This window comes from Pseudomonas paraglycinae (assembly GCF_021601625.1).
In the GTDB taxonomy this organism is placed as follows: Bacteria; Pseudomonadota; Gammaproteobacteria; order Pseudomonadales; family Pseudomonadaceae; genus Aquipseudomonas; species Aquipseudomonas paraglycinae.
The window spans coordinates 18,426-32,881 of record NZ_BQHR01000023.1 but is presented as its reverse complement, the minus strand read 5'-3'; the positions used below and the strand labels follow the sequence as shown (position 1 = coordinate 32,881).

General features: G+C 60.4%; 15 protein-coding genes. 13 read left to right on the top strand and 2 right to left on the bottom strand.

Annotated elements, in window-relative coordinates:
- Positions 1 to 36: 36 nt before the first annotated feature.
- The 6 genes from alc to L6D82_RS25880 all read left to right on the top strand — a co-directional run bounded on the left by alc (position 37) and on the right by L6D82_RS25880 (position 6,609).
- A complete protein-coding gene (gene alc / locus L6D82_RS25905) occupies positions 37 to 1,032 on the top strand; it encodes an allantoicase (RefSeq protein WP_121184460.1) in 996 nt (331 codons plus the stop codon).
- A gap of 151 nt (positions 1,033 to 1,183) precedes the next feature.
- Complete coding sequence (locus L6D82_RS25900) at positions 1,184 to 1,687, top strand: ureidoglycolate lyase (RefSeq protein ID WP_027613342.1); 504 nt, start codon at positions 1,184 to 1,186, stop codon at positions 1,685 to 1,687.
- Positions 1,688 to 1,738: 51 nt separating this feature from the next.
- Positions 1,739 to 3,052: a urate hydroxylase PuuD gene (locus L6D82_RS25895; protein WP_085748492.1), complete on the top strand. Its 1,314-nt coding sequence runs from the start codon at positions 1,739 to 1,741 to the stop codon at positions 3,050 to 3,052.
- Positions 3,053 to 3,220: 168 nt separating this feature from the next.
- Positions 3,221 to 4,579 carry a nucleobase:cation symporter-2 family protein gene (locus tag L6D82_RS25890; protein WP_085608811.1) on the top strand — a complete coding sequence of 453 codons (1,359 nt, stop codon included), beginning with the start codon at positions 3,221 to 3,223 and terminating at the stop codon, positions 4,577 to 4,579.
- A gap of 86 nt (positions 4,580 to 4,665) precedes the next feature.
- On the top strand, positions 4,666 to 5,451 hold the full coding sequence (locus tag L6D82_RS25885; RefSeq protein ID WP_011333187.1) for an outer membrane protein OmpK: 786 nt from the start codon (positions 4,666 to 4,668) through the stop codon (positions 5,449 to 5,451).
- Positions 5,452 to 5,823: 372 nt separating this feature from the next.
- A complete protein-coding gene (locus tag L6D82_RS25880) occupies positions 5,824 to 6,609 on the top strand; it encodes an outer membrane protein OmpK (RefSeq protein ID WP_085748491.1) in 786 nt (261 codons plus the stop codon).
- Between the two features lie 114 nt (positions 6,610 to 6,723).
- On the opposite strand, the gene L6D82_RS25875 is transcribed toward L6D82_RS25880, so the two are convergent.
- Both L6D82_RS25875 and L6D82_RS25870 read right to left on the bottom strand, forming a co-directional pair.
- On the bottom strand, positions 6,724 to 7,896 hold the full coding sequence (locus tag L6D82_RS25875; protein ID WP_085748490.1) for a patatin-like phospholipase family protein: 1,173 nt from the start codon (positions 7,894 to 7,896) through the stop codon (positions 6,724 to 6,726).
- 35 nt (positions 7,897 to 7,931) lie between these two features.
- The gene (locus L6D82_RS25870) at positions 7,932 to 8,864 is read right to left on the bottom strand and encodes a lipid A biosynthesis lauroyl acyltransferase (RefSeq protein ID WP_007960061.1); all 933 of its coding nucleotides are present in this window, start codon (positions 8,862 to 8,864) and stop codon (positions 7,932 to 7,934) included.
- A 117-nt stretch (positions 8,865 to 8,981) separates the two neighbouring features.
- On the opposite strand from L6D82_RS25870, the gene minC reads away from it, so the two are divergent.
- From minC to L6D82_RS25835, 7 genes are all read left to right on the top strand, one after another.
- The gene (minC, locus tag L6D82_RS25865) at positions 8,982 to 9,719 is read left to right on the top strand and encodes a septum site-determining protein MinC (protein ID WP_102688301.1); all 738 of its coding nucleotides are present in this window, start codon (positions 8,982 to 8,984) and stop codon (positions 9,717 to 9,719) included.
- A gap of 169 nt (positions 9,720 to 9,888) precedes the next feature.
- A complete protein-coding gene (gene minD, locus L6D82_RS25860) occupies positions 9,889 to 10,701 on the top strand; it encodes a septum site-determining protein MinD (protein ID WP_007960065.1) in 813 nt (270 codons plus the stop codon).
- Entirely contained in the window at positions 10,701 to 10,955 is a 255-nt protein-coding gene (gene minE, locus L6D82_RS25855) for a cell division topological specificity factor MinE (RefSeq protein ID WP_007960071.1), read from the top strand. Before minD ends, minE begins: the two co-directional genes overlap by 1 nt.
- Before the next feature lie 91 nt (positions 10,956 to 11,046).
- Positions 11,047 to 11,682, top strand: coding sequence for an RluA family pseudouridine synthase (locus L6D82_RS25850; RefSeq protein ID WP_007960072.1), 636 nt, complete (start codon positions 11,047 to 11,049; stop codon positions 11,680 to 11,682).
- A gap of 152 nt (positions 11,683 to 11,834) precedes the next feature.
- Positions 11,835 to 12,677: a protein kinase family protein gene (locus L6D82_RS25845; RefSeq protein WP_085748488.1), complete on the top strand. Its 843-nt coding sequence runs from the start codon at positions 11,835 to 11,837 to the stop codon at positions 12,675 to 12,677.
- 169 nt (positions 12,678 to 12,846) lie between these two features.
- A complete protein-coding gene (locus tag L6D82_RS25840; protein WP_236191925.1) occupies positions 12,847 to 14,136 on the top strand; it encodes a M18 family aminopeptidase in 1,290 nt (429 codons plus the stop codon).
- 132 nt (positions 14,137 to 14,268) lie between these two features.
- A complete protein-coding gene (locus L6D82_RS25835; RefSeq protein ID WP_007960078.1) occupies positions 14,269 to 14,445 on the top strand; it encodes a hypothetical protein in 177 nt (58 codons plus the stop codon).
- Positions 14,446 to 14,456: the final 11 nt, after the last annotated feature.

Genomic DNA, 14,456 nt, shown 5'->3' with positions numbered 1-14,456 from the left:
CATCCCAAGCCACTTATTTAAAGGCAGACAAGAAGAATGAAAGCTTACGCCGTACCTTTCGAGAAGTTCGTCAACCTGGCCGATGCCCGTCTGGGCACCAAAATCATCTCGGTCACCGATGACTGGTTCGCAGACGCCAATCGTCTGTTTCAGCCGACCCCGGCCGTGTGGAAGGAGGGCGTGTTCGATGACAACGGCAAGTGGATGGACGGCTGGGAATCGCGCCGCAAGCGCTTCGAAGGCTACGACAGCGCGGTGATCCGCCTGGGCGTACCGGGTTCGATCAAAGGCGTGGACATCGACACTTCATTCTTCACCGGCAACTTCCCGCCATCGGCCTCGCTGGAAGCCTGCTTCCTGGCGTCGGGCGAGCCGGACGAAAACACCCAGTGGACTGAAGTGCTGTCGGCCGTCGAGCTGCAGGGCAACAGCCACCACTACCACGAAATCAGCAACGAAAAGGCGTTCAGCCACCTGCGCTTCAACATCTACCCGGATGGCGGCGTGGCCCGTCTGCGCGTGTACGGCATTCCGTTCCGCGACTGGTCGGCGGTTGGCGACAACGAGCAAGTGGACCTGGCAGCAGCCCTCAACGGTGGCCGCGCCCTCGCCTGCTCCGACGAACACTTCGGCCGCATGAGCAACATCCTCAACCCGGGCCGTGGCATCAACATGGGCGACGGCTGGGAAACCGCACGTCGTCGCACGCCAGGCAATGACTGGGTGATCGTCGCGCTGGGCCACCCGGGCGAGATCGAAAAAATCATCGTCGACACCCTGCACTTCAAGGGCAACTACCCGGACACCTGCTCGATCCAGGGCGCGTTCGTCAAGGGCGGCACTGACAGCCAGATCGAAACCCAGTCGCTGTTCTGGCGTGAACTGCTGCCAAGCCAGAAGCTGGAAATGCACGCCGAACACACCTTCGTCGAGCAGATCAAGGCACTGGGCCCGATCACCCACATCCGTCTGAACGTGTTCCCGGACGGTGGTGTGAGCCGCCTGCGCGTTTTGGGCAAGGTCGCGAAGTAACACCCGATCGTTCCCACGTCGAGGCGTCGAACCGTCTGCGTGGGAATGCATACCGTGACGCTCCGCGTCACAGTGGACGCGGAGCGTCCATGGCAGCGTTCCCACGCAGAGCGTGGGAACGATCAATTTTCAAGAGATTAAGAAGAACAGCATGCGCACACTGACGATTGAACCGCTGACCAAAGAAGCCTTCGCCCCTTTCGGTGACGTGATCGAAACCGACGGCAGCGATCACTTCATGATCAACAACGGTTCGACCATGCGCTTCCATAAACTGGCGACGGTCGAAACCGCAACGCCTGAGGACAACGCGATCATCAGCATCTTCCGCGCCGACGCGCAGGACATGCCGCTGACCGTCAGCATGCTGGAACGCCATCCGCTGGGCAGCCAGGCTTTCATTCCGCTGCTCGGCAACCCCTTTCTGATCGTGGTCGCGCCACTTGGCGATGTACCTGTATCAGGCTTGGTCCGCGCCTTCGTCACCAACGGCAGGCAGGGCATCAATTACCATCGCGGCGTCTGGCACCACCCGGTGCTGACGATCGAAAAGCGGGATGACTTCCTGGTGGTTGATCGCAGTGGCACAGGCAATAACTGCGATGAGCATTTTTTCAAAGAGGATGAGCGTTTGATCCTCGCCCCCCACCAATAAGAGAAGGTCCGATCACTCGACAACAAGAGTGACGGGCGAGAGGTAAAGACTGTGGAAGCACATCTGTTGGAATGGCTGAACCTGAGCGTGCGCTGGGTTCACATGATCACTGGCGTGGCCTGGATCGGCGCGTCGTTCTACTTCGTCTGGCTGGAGAACAACCTCAACCGCGTCAACCCGAAAACCGGTCTTGCCGGTGATCTGTGGGCGATCCACGGCGGCGGCATCTATCACCTGGAAAAATACAAACTGGCCCCTCCGTCGATGCCGGAGAACCTGCACTGGTTCAAATGGGAAGCCTATTTCACCTGGATGTCGGGGATCGCGCTGCTGTGCGTGGTGTTCTACTCCAACCCCGTGCTTTACCTCGTGGCACCCGGCAGCGGCCTGACCGGCCCTGAAGGCGTGGCCATCGGCATCGGTTCGCTGATCGCCGGCTGGTTCATCTACGACTTCCTCTGCGATTCGCCTCTGGGCAAAAAACCTGCCCTGCTCGGCTTCATCCTGTTCGTGCTGATCATCGGCGCGGCGTTTGGCTTCAGCAAGGTGTTCAGCGGTCGTGGTGCGTACCTGCACGTCGGCGCGATCATCGGCACCATCATGGTCGGCAACGTGTTCCGCATCATCATGCCGGCCCAGCGCGCACTGGTTGCCGCGATTGCCGAGAACCGCACGCCGGATCCGGCGCTGCCGGCTAAAGGCCTGCTGCGTTCGCGTCACAACAACTACTTCACCCTGCCAGTGCTGTTCATCATGATCAGCAACCACTTCCCGAGCACTTACGGCAGCCAGTACAACTGGCTGATCCTGGCCGGGATCGCAGTGTTGGCGGTGTTGGTGCGTCACTACTTCAACACCCGTCACGACAGCCACAAGTTTGCCTGGACCCTGCCTGTGGCAGCGGTGGGCATGATCAGTCTGGCGTACGTCACCGGCCCTGCGCCGATGTCGACCGCTCCAGACGTGGCCAAGGCGCCTGCGAAAATCGAGTACCAGCCACTGCCGGAAACGGCGCTGGGTGGTGGCGCGAAACCGGCTGAAGCTGCACAACCGGCCGCCCCTGCTGCACCGGCCGCCGCTCCGGCTCAGGCGTCCAACGCCGGTCCTGCGTTCGACAAGGTGCACAACGTGATCCAGGAACGCTGCGCGGTCTGTCACTCGGCCAAACCGACCAGCCCGCTGTTCAGCGCTGCACCGGCCGGCGTGATGTTCGACACCCCCGAGCAGATCCGCCAGAACGCGGCACGGATCCAGGCGCAAGCCATCACCACGCAGATCATGCCACTGGGCAACATCACACAGATGACCCAGCAGGAACGTGACCTGATCGGTGCATGGATCGCCCAGGGAGCCCAGACCAACTAAGCAGTAAAAGCATCGCTGGCAAGCCAGCTCCCACAGGGTTTTGCACTGCCTGTGTGGGAGCTGGCTTGCCAGCGATTAGCCGCAACGCGGCTTACCTGATGCAAAGAAACAGCTGTGAGCAACCCGGCAGCTGTTAATCACAAGAATAAAAAAGATCCGAGGTGTTGCATGTCCGAGCTGTCCAAAGCGCGCATCCCCGACGCACCCGCCATTCAGCGTTTGCCCCTTTTGCAACTGATCCTGGTCGGTTTGCAACATGTACTGCTGATGTACGGCGGCGCCATCGCGGTACCGCTGATCATTGGACAGGCCGCTGGCCTGAGTCGTGAAGAAATCGCCTTCCTGATCAACGCCGACCTGCTGGTCGCTGGCATCGCCACCATCGTGCAATCTCTGGGCATCGGCCCGATGGGCATTCGCATGCCGGTAATGATGGGCGCCAGTTTCGCCGCCGTCGGCAGCATGGTCGCCATGGCCGGCATGCCCGGCATCGGTCTGCAGGGAATCTTCGGCGCCACCATCGCCGCCGGGTTCTTCGGCATGATCATCGCGCCGTTCATGTCCAAGGTCGTGCGCTTCTTCCCGCCTCTGGTGACCGGCACGGTCATCACCTCGATCGGTTTGTCGCTGTTCCCCGTGGCCGTGAACTGGGCCGGTGGCGGCGCTGGTGCTGCTCAATTCGGTTCACCGATTTACCTGGCCATCGCCGCACTGGTGCTGGCCACCATTCTGTTGATCCACCGCTTCATGCGCGGTTTCTGGGTCAACATTTCCGTGCTGATCGGCATGTGCCTGGGCTACGTGCTCTGCGGCGCCATCGGCATGGTCGACCTGAGCGGCATGGCCAACGCGCCGTGGGTTCAGTTCGTCACCCCGCTGCATTTCGGCATGCCGAAGTTCGAACTGGCACCGATCCTGTCGATGTGCCTGGTGGTGGTGATCATCTTCGTCGAGTCCACCGGGATGTTCCTCGCACTGGGCAAGATCACCGGCCAGGAAGTCTGCCCGCGCATGCTGCGTCGCGGCCTGCTGTGTGATGCCGGCGCATCGTTCGTTGCCGGCTTCTTCAACACCTTCACCCACTCCTCCTTCGCGCAGAACATCGGCCTGGTGCAGATGACCGGCGTGCGTTGCCGTTCAGTGACTATCGTTGCCGGCGGTCTGTTGATCGTCCTGAGCCTGCTGCCGAAAGCGGCATTCCTGGTGGCGTCGATTCCACCGGCGGTGCTCGGTGGCGCGGCGATTGCGATGTTCGGCATGGTGGCAGCGACCGGCATCAAGATCCTGCAGGAAGCCGACATCGGCGACCGCCGCAATCAATTGCTGGTAGCCGTGAGCATCGGCATGGGCCTGATCCCGGTGGTGCGTCCGGAATTTTTCGCCCACCTGCCGTTGTGGATGAGCCCGATCACCCACAGCGGGATCGCCATGGCCACCCTCAGCGCGCTGACGCTGAACCTGTTGTTCAACATCCTCGGCGGCGCCGAACGCGCCGCGATCAACGACTGCCACGCACACCCGCACTGATCCGAAGAGAAAAAAAGGGGGCTCGCCCAAGCCTGCCCCCTCGCGACAGCTTTGCCTCAAACAATAAAAACAAGAGGGAGCAACAGATGATCCGGACTCAAACCAACGTGTTGTTGAGCGGCGGCCTGCTGGCCGCATCGCAAGCCATGGCCGGCGATTTATTGCTGTGGCAGACCAACAGCCTGAGCTACCTGTACGGCAAGAACTTCGCGATCAACCCGTCGATCCAGCAGACGGTGACGTTCGAGCACGCCGACAAGTGGAAGTACGGCGACAACTTCCTGTTCGTCGACAAGATCTTCTACAACGGCCAGGAAGACCGCAACAAAGGCCCCCACGCGTTCTACGGCGAATTCAGCCCGCGCCTGTCGTTCGGCAAGATCTTCGACAGGAAGCTGGAGTTCGGCCCGATCAAGGACGTGCTGCTGGCCATGACCTACGAGTACGGCGAAGGCGACAGCGAGGCCTATCTGATCGGCCCCGGCTTCGACCTCAAGGTACCGGGCTTCAACTATTTCACCCTGAACTTCTACCGCCGCCAGACCGAAGGCCCGCGCCCGGGCGACGGCGTCTGGCAGATCACGCCCGGCTGGTCCTACAGCATTCCCGTGGGCAATTCCGACCTGCTGATCGACGGCTATCTGGACTGGGTGGTCGACAACGACCAGAACTCCCGTGGCACCTATCACGCAAACCTGCACATCAACCCGCAGATCAAATACGACCTGGGCAAAGCCCTCGGCTGGGGTGAAAAGCAGGTGTACGTCGGCACCGAATACAGCTACTGGAAAAACAAATACGGGGTCGAAAGCACCCACAGTTTCGACACCAACCAGAACACCGCCAGCCTGCTGGTGAAGGTGCACTTCTAAGATGACCCGCAACCGTGCCCCCTACCTGTCGTCGGTGCTCTGTTGCGGGGCACTTGAGGCCTGGCCGTTGAGTCAGTATTCTCCGCGGCCTCCTGAATTCGGTCTAAAAAAAAGCCCGAATTTAATTCCTGACCGAAAAGCCAACTTATCCAGGCTTCGGTCAGTACCGAGGCATCCCGAAAACACGCTCAATCGACTGTTTTTCAGCAGCCGACGGGCGTTTTTTTGCTTTTCGAAAAGCCTTGGCTCAGCTCTTGCTAACAGCATGAAAGCTGACCGGATGGATGACTTTTGCAGCAACGAAAAAAGGCGCCACACCAGAGCGCCGACTCAAAAAAATAAACGTGGAACACCTACTTTGGGAGCAACCGAATGAAACGTATGTGCACCAGCCTGATGCTTGCGGGATCGCTGCTGGCAGGGGGTCAGGCCATGGCCGACGGCCTGCTGCAATGGCAGAACAACAGCCTGACCTACCTCTACGGTAAAGACTTCAAGGTCAACCCGGCCATCCAGCAGACCGTGACCTTCGAGCACGCCGATGCGTGGAAGTACGGGGACAACTTCTTCTTCCTCGACAAGATCTTCTACAACGGTGACAAGGACTTCAACAACGGTCCGAACACCTACTACGGCGAGTTCCAGCCACGCATCTCGCTGGGCAAGGTGCTCGACCAGAAGATCGAGTTCGGCCCGATCAAGGACGTCCTGCTGGCGATGACCTACGAGTTCGGCGAGGGTGACACCGAGTCCTACCTGATCGGCCCGGGCTTCGACCTGGCCATTCCGGGCTTCGACTACTTCCAGCTGAACTTCTACCAGCGTCACACCGAAGGCTCGCGTGCGGGTGACAACGTCTGGCAGATCACGCCGGTCTGGTCCTACACCATTCCGGTGGGCGATTCGAACATCCTGATCGACGGCTACATGGACTGGGTGGTCGACAACGACGTCAACAACAAAGGCGAATACCACGCCAACCTGCACTTCAACCCTCAGGTCAAATACGACCTGGGCAAGGCGCTGAATTTCGGCGAGAAGCAGTTGTACGTCGGTGTTGAATACGACTACTGGAAAGACAAGTACGGTATCGACGACACCAAGGCCTTCACCACCAATCAGAACGTGACCAGCTTCCTGGTGAAGTTCCACTTCTGATAGTGCGGCGTCTTCACGGACGCCATCGCGAGCAGGCTCGCTCCCACATTGGTTTTGTGCACGACACAAATCCCGGTGGGAGCCAGCCTGCTGGCGATTGCCGCACCACTAATCTCAAGCCGGAACCAGCGCCTCGCCAATCCCGAGAAACCGGCACAGCTCATCGCGCTTGGCCAAGGCATCGCGCCGTCCAAGGTCGATCAATTCACTGCAATACCCCGCCTCGAACAGCAAGTAACTCAACACCCCTGCCCCGCTCGTCTTGGTCGCTCCCGGCCCACGCAGAAACAACCGCAACGCCGCCGGCAGTTCCTGGCGATGCCGCGCCGCGATTTCATCGATCGGCTGACTCGGCGAGATCACCAGCACTTCCACCGGCGCCACACCCAGCGCGCGGGTCGGCGTGCCTTCGGGCATCAGATGACTGAACTGGTTCAGGCGCTGAAGCAACTCGATATCGCTTTCCAGGCTATCAATGAACGTACTGTTGAGCATGTGCCCGCCGATCTGCGCCAGCGTCGGCTGCTGCCCGGTGTAGGTGCGTTCCAGCGGTTGCGCCGGATCGAAACCGCGCGGGTTGCCGCTGACGCCCACCACCAGCACCCGACTCGCGCCCAGGTGCAGTGCCGGGCTGATCGGTGCCGACTGCCGCACCGCGCCATCACCGAAATATTCATCGCCGATCTTCACCGGCGCGAACAACAGCGGGATCGCCGAACTGGCCAGCAAGTGCTCCACCGCCAACTGCGTCGGTACACCGATGCGCCGATGACGCAGCCAGGAGTCAATAGTCCCGCCGCCCTCGTAGAAGGTCACCGCCTGCCCCGACTCGTAGCCGAACGCCGTCACCGCCACCGCGTGCAGTTGCTTGCGCGCGATGGACTCGGCGATGCCGGGCAGATGCAGTTTTTCGTTGAGCAGATGACGCAGCGGCGAACTGTCGAGCAGCGCCACCGGCATTTGCCGGCCCATGCCCAACAGACTGTGACTGACGAAACGACTGGCCTGGCGGATCACCCCCGGCCAGTCGCTGCGCAACACGCGATGGCTGCGAAAGCCTTGCCAGAACAGCGTCAGGCGTTCGATGGCGGCGCGAAAATCCGTGGCACCGCTGGCCAGGCTGACCGCGTTGATCGCCCCGGCCGACGTGCCGACAATCACCGGAAACGGATTGTCCGCCCCCAACGGCAGCAATTCGGCAATCGCCGCCAGAACCCCCACCTGATACGCCGCCCGAGCCCCGCCGCCGGAAAGAATCAAACCTGTGACCGGTTCAGCTGGGCTCATCGCAACGCTCCGTGGTGCTTATGGGGATGGGTCAATCAACCGCGTTTGGCGTACAGCTTCGGCTCACCCGGTGGCCGGCTCTTGAAGCGCCGGTGTGCCCACAGGTATTGCTCGGGGCACTCACGCAACACGCCTTCGACCCACTGATTGATGCGGATGCAATCTTCCTCTTCGGTCTCGCCCGGGAAACCTTCCAGCGGCGGATGAATCACCAGACGATAACCGCTGCCGTCGGCCAGACGCTCCTGAGTGAACGGCACCACCAGTGCCTTGCCCAACCGGGCGAACTTGCTGGTGGCGGTGACCGTCGCGGCCTGAATCCCGAACAGCGGCACGAAAATGCTTTGCTTGGCGCCGTAGTCCTGATCCGGTGCGTACCAGATCGCCCGGCCCGCGCGCAGCAGCTTGAGCATGCCGCGCACGTCGTCACGTTCCACCGCCAGCGAATCGAGGTTGTGCCGCTCGCGGCCCTGACGCTGGACGAAGTCGAACAACGGGTTCTTGTGTTCGCGGTACATGCCGTCGATGGTGTGTTGCTGGCCGAGCAGCGCTGCGCCGATTTCCAGGGTGGTGAAATGCACCGCCATCAGAATCACGCCCTTGCCTTCGCGCTGGGCCTTTTGCAGGTGCTCAAGACCTTCGACATGAGCCAGTTTCGCCAGGCGCTGACGCGACCACCACCAGCTCATCGCCATTTCAAAGAAGGCGATGCCGGTGGACGCGAAGTTTTCCTTGAGCAGACGCTTGCGTTCGGCGGCGGACTTTTCCGGGAAACACAGTTCCAGATTGCGCTTGGCAATGCGCCGCCGGTCGCCGGCGAAGCGATACATCAGGGCACCAAGAAAACGACCGATGGCCAGCAAGGCTGGATACGGCAGCTGCACGATCAGCCACAACAGCCCGAGGCCGCACCAGAGCGGCCAGAAGCGTGGGGCAAGAAATGCTTTTCGAAAACGCGGGCGATCCATTAAAGCTTCCGTAAATACAGTGGCCGCGCATTCTACATCGTTCGACCCGGCTTGCGGCCTGCGGGCGTTCTCGTTATAAGTCTCGGCACTTTTAGTGACAAGCCGTTGTATGCCGACATGAGCCAAACCGAACCGCTAGACCAAGATCCCGTGTTCCAGCTGAAGGGCAGCATGCTCGCCATTACGGTGCTGGAGCTGTCCCGCAATAACCTGGACAGCCTCGATCGGCAACTGGCCGCCAAAGTCGCCCAGGCACCGAATTTCTTCAGCAACGCGCCGCTGGTTCTGGCGCTGGACAAACTGCCGCCAAGCGAAGGCGCCGTCGACCTGCCGGGCCTGATGCGCGTGTGCCGCCAGCACGGCCTGCGCACCCTGGCGATCCGCGCCAGCCGCATCGAAGACATCGCCGCCGCCATCGCCATCGACATCCCGGTGCTACCGCCGTCCGGCGCCCGCGAACGACCGCTGGAAAGCGCCGAACCCGTCGCACCGAAGAAGCCGGAAAAACCACCGGAGCCAGCCGTCAAACCGACCCGCGTCATCACCACGCCAGTACGTGGTGGCCAACAGATATATGCACAAGGTGGCGATCTGGTCGTGGTTTCCTCGGTCAGCCCGGGGGCGGAACTTCTCGCCGATGGCAACATCCATGTATACGGCCCGATGCGCGGTCGTGCGCTGGCCGGGGTCAAGGGCGACACCAAGGCGCGGATCTTCTGTCAGCAATTGAGCGCTGAACTGATCTCCATCGCAGGCCATTACAAGGTTTCCGAGGACCTGCGTCGCGATCCGATGTGGGGCTCGGGCGTACAGGTCAGCCTGTCGGGCGACGTGTTGAACATCATTCGGCTTTAACGGATACTGCCGCATTTTCCAAGCATCTCTAAAACGTAGCGAAAACGGCTCAAACGAAGTAGGAAAAAGGCCAAAAGCCGAATTCCAGCCAAGGCTGTCCGACTGCAGTAGTTTTCTAGAGATGTTTTTCAGGGGCTGAACAGTCCTTCTTCCTTAGGGGTGAAACACCTTGGCCAAGATTCTCGTGGTTACATCCGGCAAGGGTGGTGTGGGTAAGACCACCACCAGCGCCGCTATCGGTACCGGCCTCGCTCTGCGCGGCCACAAAACAGTGATCGTCGACTTCGACGTGGGCTTGCGTAACCTTGACCTGATCATGGGTTGCGAGCGCCGCGTGGTGTATGACTTCGTCAACGTCGTGAACGGCGAAGCCAACCTGCAACAGGCCCTGATCAAAGACAAGCGCCTGGAAAACCTCTATGTGCTGGCCGCCAGCCAGACCCGCGACAAAGACGCACTGACCGTCGAAGGCGTGGAAAAAGTCCTGATGGAGCTCAAGGAACAATTCGAGTTCGTGGTCTGCGACTCCCCTGCCGGCATCGAGAAAGGCGCCCACCTGGCCATGTACTTCGCTGACGAAGCGATCGTCGTGACCAACCCGGAAGTGTCATCGGTACGTGACTCGGACCGCATGCTCGGCCTGCTGGCCAGCAAGTCCCGTCGCGCCGAACGTGGCGAAGAGCCGATCCAGGAACACCTGCTGATCACCCGCTACCACCCGGAGCGCGTCGAAAAAGGCGAAATGCTCGGCGTCGAAGACGTCAAGGAAATCCTCGCCGTACGCCTGTTGGGCGTCATTCCGGAATCCCAGGCCGTACTCAAGGCCTCCAACCAGGGCGTACCTGTGATCCTCGATGATCAGAGCGACGCCGGCCAGGCCTACAGCGATACCGTTGATCGCCTGCTGGGCAAGGAAAAAGAACACCGGTTCCTGAATGTCGAGAAGAAGGGATTCTTCGAGCGTCTGTTTGGAGGTAGGTAATGAACCTTTTTGACTTCTTTCGTGCCAACAAAAAGCCAAGTACCGCCTCGGTCGCGAAAGAGCGTCTACAGATCATCGTGGCGCATGAACGTGGCCAGCGCAGCACCCCTGACTACCTGCCATCCTTGCAGAAGGAACTGGTGGAAGTGATCCGCAAATACGTCAACATCGGCAACGACGACGTACACGTGGCACTGGAGAGCCAGGGCAGCTGCTCGATTCTGGAACTCAACATCACCCTGCCAGATCGCTGAGTCGATCCGGCAGGAACGACGGCGGCTCAGGGCCCTTCCGACACCGGAGGGGCCCTGAGCCGCCGTTGGCATTTGTTACGAGGCTGTTTTAATGCCGTTGTCCAACGTCCAAATCATTCATCAGGACGCCGCCGTACTGGTGGTGAACAAACCCACCCTGTTGCTCTCCGTCCCTGGCCGGGCCGACGACAACAAGGACTGCCTGATCACCCGCCTGCAGGAAAACGGCTACCCGGAAGCGCGTATCGTCCATCGCCTGGACTGGGAAACCTCGGGGATCATTCTGCTCGCACGTGACGCCGATACCCACCGCGAACTGTCGCGCCAGTTTCACGATCGTGAAACAGAGAAAGCCTACACTGCGCTCTGCTGGGGTCAGCCGGAACTGGACAGCGGCAGCATCGACCTGCCATTGCGCTACGACCCGCCGACCAAACCGCGCCACGTGGTCGATCACGAACTCGGCAAGCACGCCCTGACCTTCTGGCGCGTGCTGGAGCGTTGTGGCGACTGGTGTCGTGTCGAGCTCACGCCGATCACCGGGCGTTCGCACCAGTTGCGCGTGCACATGCTATCGATCGGTCACCCGTTACTCGGTGACGGCCTCTACGCCCACGAGCAAGCCTTGGCGGCGTGGCCCCGCCTGTGCCTGCACGCGAGCATGCTCAGCTTCACTCATCCGCAAAGCGGCGAGCGTTTGCGCTTCGAATGCCCGGCACCCTTCTGAATCGCGTCTGCCTCTGAAAGCCCTTCCTGATGAAGGGCTTTTTTTTGTCCTGTCAAAATCCCACCGGCAATAGATTGACGTAAAGAACTGTCATAAAATTGTAATCAATTATAAATTTTGGCACCTCGACATCAGGCAGGAGGCCTTTTCCCGTGTTATGCAGTAAAACGCTCCAATCCGAATATCCAATCATCTATGCATTCGGTAACACTACCCTGCACCTGAGCGAACCACCCAGCATCCCGGCGCGCGAGGCCCTCGAGCAGCTGATAAAAAAACGTCGCGCGCGCAAACTGACCCGGGCCAGCGCACCGCTGTCCTCGTGTGAAACCCCGCTCTTTGCCAAGGTCCAGCCATTGGACACTTTCAAGGCAAAGGTGCGGGTGAGCCTGAACAAACCGCAACGCAACGGGCGCTTCGACTGGCCGCTCGAAGAGTTGATGAACTCCCTCGAAGCTCAGCGCCGGGGCGTGGATATGCCGCCATTGAAGGGCTATGGCTATACCCGCAGCAGGCTTGGCCTGACCGAGGAATTTTTCCTTCTGACACACCTGCTCGAAGGCCATATTGATGGCGCTCAGTGCATCAGACGCAATCCCCAGAACATCGAAGCTTTCATCCTCGACGCGTTTCAACTGCTCAGCTCGCTGGCCAGCAAAAACATCACTCACATGGATTTCTGGGTGGGCAACATCATGGTGCCCGAGCAAACGCACAGACCACTGAAAGCCATCGACTTTGAAAACTGCTTCGCCGGCCCGACCGCGCACTTGAGTGAAACACTCGGTTTTCAACTGGGCTTTTTCTATCGTCGGGAAGTCTACAAATTCATTACCGAAGCCGCCTACGATCAACTGGTCGATCAATACCTCAGTGCGCTGCCCGATTTATCTCGAGACAAGTTCGAAGCGGTCTATCAGTCGAGCAAGCATGAAGACATCGGTCGCAAGCAACGCCGTGAAGTCTTCCTCAATGGCAGACTGATCACCGGTTGAGACCCTGCCAGGCAACACCTTGAAGCATGTGTGTGACCAGCAAATCGGCCGTCATGAAGGGTGGGGCACAAGCGCATCGGTCATCACTCCTGACAATACCCGCGCAACCACGTCCCAATGGGGCGGAGTGATGCGTTAAACTCCCGCCCATTGCTGTCTGGAGCTTCTTATGCGCGAAGAGTTGAACCAAGGCCTGATCGACTTCCTCAAGGCCTCCCCTACCCCGTTCCACGCCACCGCCAGCCTTGTTCAACGCCTGGAGGCCGCCGGTTATGTGCGCCTCGACGAGCGCGAAACCTGGCACACCGAAGCCAATGGTCGTTACTACGTCACCCGTAACGATTCCTCGATTGTCGCGATCAAGATGGGCCGCAACTCGCCGCTGCACGACGGCATCCGTCTGGTCGGCGCCCACACCGATAGCCCGTGCCTGCGGGTCAAGCCACAACCTGAACTGCAACGCCAGGGCTTCTGGCAGCTCGGTGTCGAAGTCTACGGCGGCGCGCTGTTGGCGCCGTGGTTCGACCGCGACCTGTCGCTAGCCGGCCGCGTCACCTTCCGCCGCGACGGCAAAGTCGAGAGCCAGCTGATCGACTTCAAGGCCCCGATCGCGATCATTCCCAACCTGGCCATCCACCTCAATCGTGAAGCCAACCAAGGCTGGGCCATCAACGCCCAGACCGAACTGCCGCCGATTCTCGCGCAGTTCGCCGGTGACGAGCGCGTGGACTTCCGCGCGGTACTCACCGATCAACTGGCTCGCGAACACGGCCTCAACGCCGACGTGGTGCTCGATTACGAGCTGAGTTTCTACGATACCCAGAGCGCTGCGGTCATCGGCCTGCATGGCGACTTCATCGCCGGCGCACGCCTCGATAACCTGCTGTCGTGCTACGCCGGCCTGCAAGCCTTGCTGACCACCGACACCGAAGAAACCTGCGTGCTGGTGTGCAACGACCACGAAGAAGTCGGCTCCTGCTCGGCGTGTGGCGCCGACGGCCCGATGCTGGAACAGACCCTGCGCCGTCTGCTGCCGGAAGGTGACGAATTCGTACGCACCATCCAGAAATCCCTGCTGGTTTCGGCCGACAACGCCCACGGCGTGCACCCGAACTACGCCGAGAAGCACGACGCCAACCACGGCCCGAAACTCAACGCCGGCCCGGTGATCAAGGTCAACAGCAACCAGCGCTACGCCACCAACAGCGAAACCGCCGGTTTCTTCCGCCATCTGTGCATGGCCGAAGAAGTGCCGGTGCAAAGCTTCGTGGTGCGCAGCGACATGGGCTGCGGCTCGACCATCGGCCCGATCACCGCCAGCCACCTGGGCGTGCGCACCGTCGACATCGGCCTGCCGACCTTCGCCATGCACTCGATCCGCGAACTGTGCGGCAGCCATGACCTGGCCCACCTGGTCAAAGTGCTGAGCGCGTTCTACGCCAGTCGCGAATTGCCGTAGCAAGCAGCCGGGATCGCAGCGTGGAGCTGCGATCCCCCGGCCCGTAAAACCGGCTCATTTCTGATACACATCAGCACCGTCCATCGAAAACCCACCTAGACTTGAATCATTCCCTTCGACAAGGCTGTCGCCATGATCTCGATGTCTGCGTTCCACTCCATGCTCATTCCCATCCTGTGCGGAATGATTCTGCTGGCCATCGGCTTCAACTTCCGTGACAAGAACGCCGGTGTCTTCGCCATGTGGATCGGCATGCTGATGATCCTGGCCACCGTGGTCTACAAGATCCTCGCCAAACTTAACGAATAAATCCGCGCCCG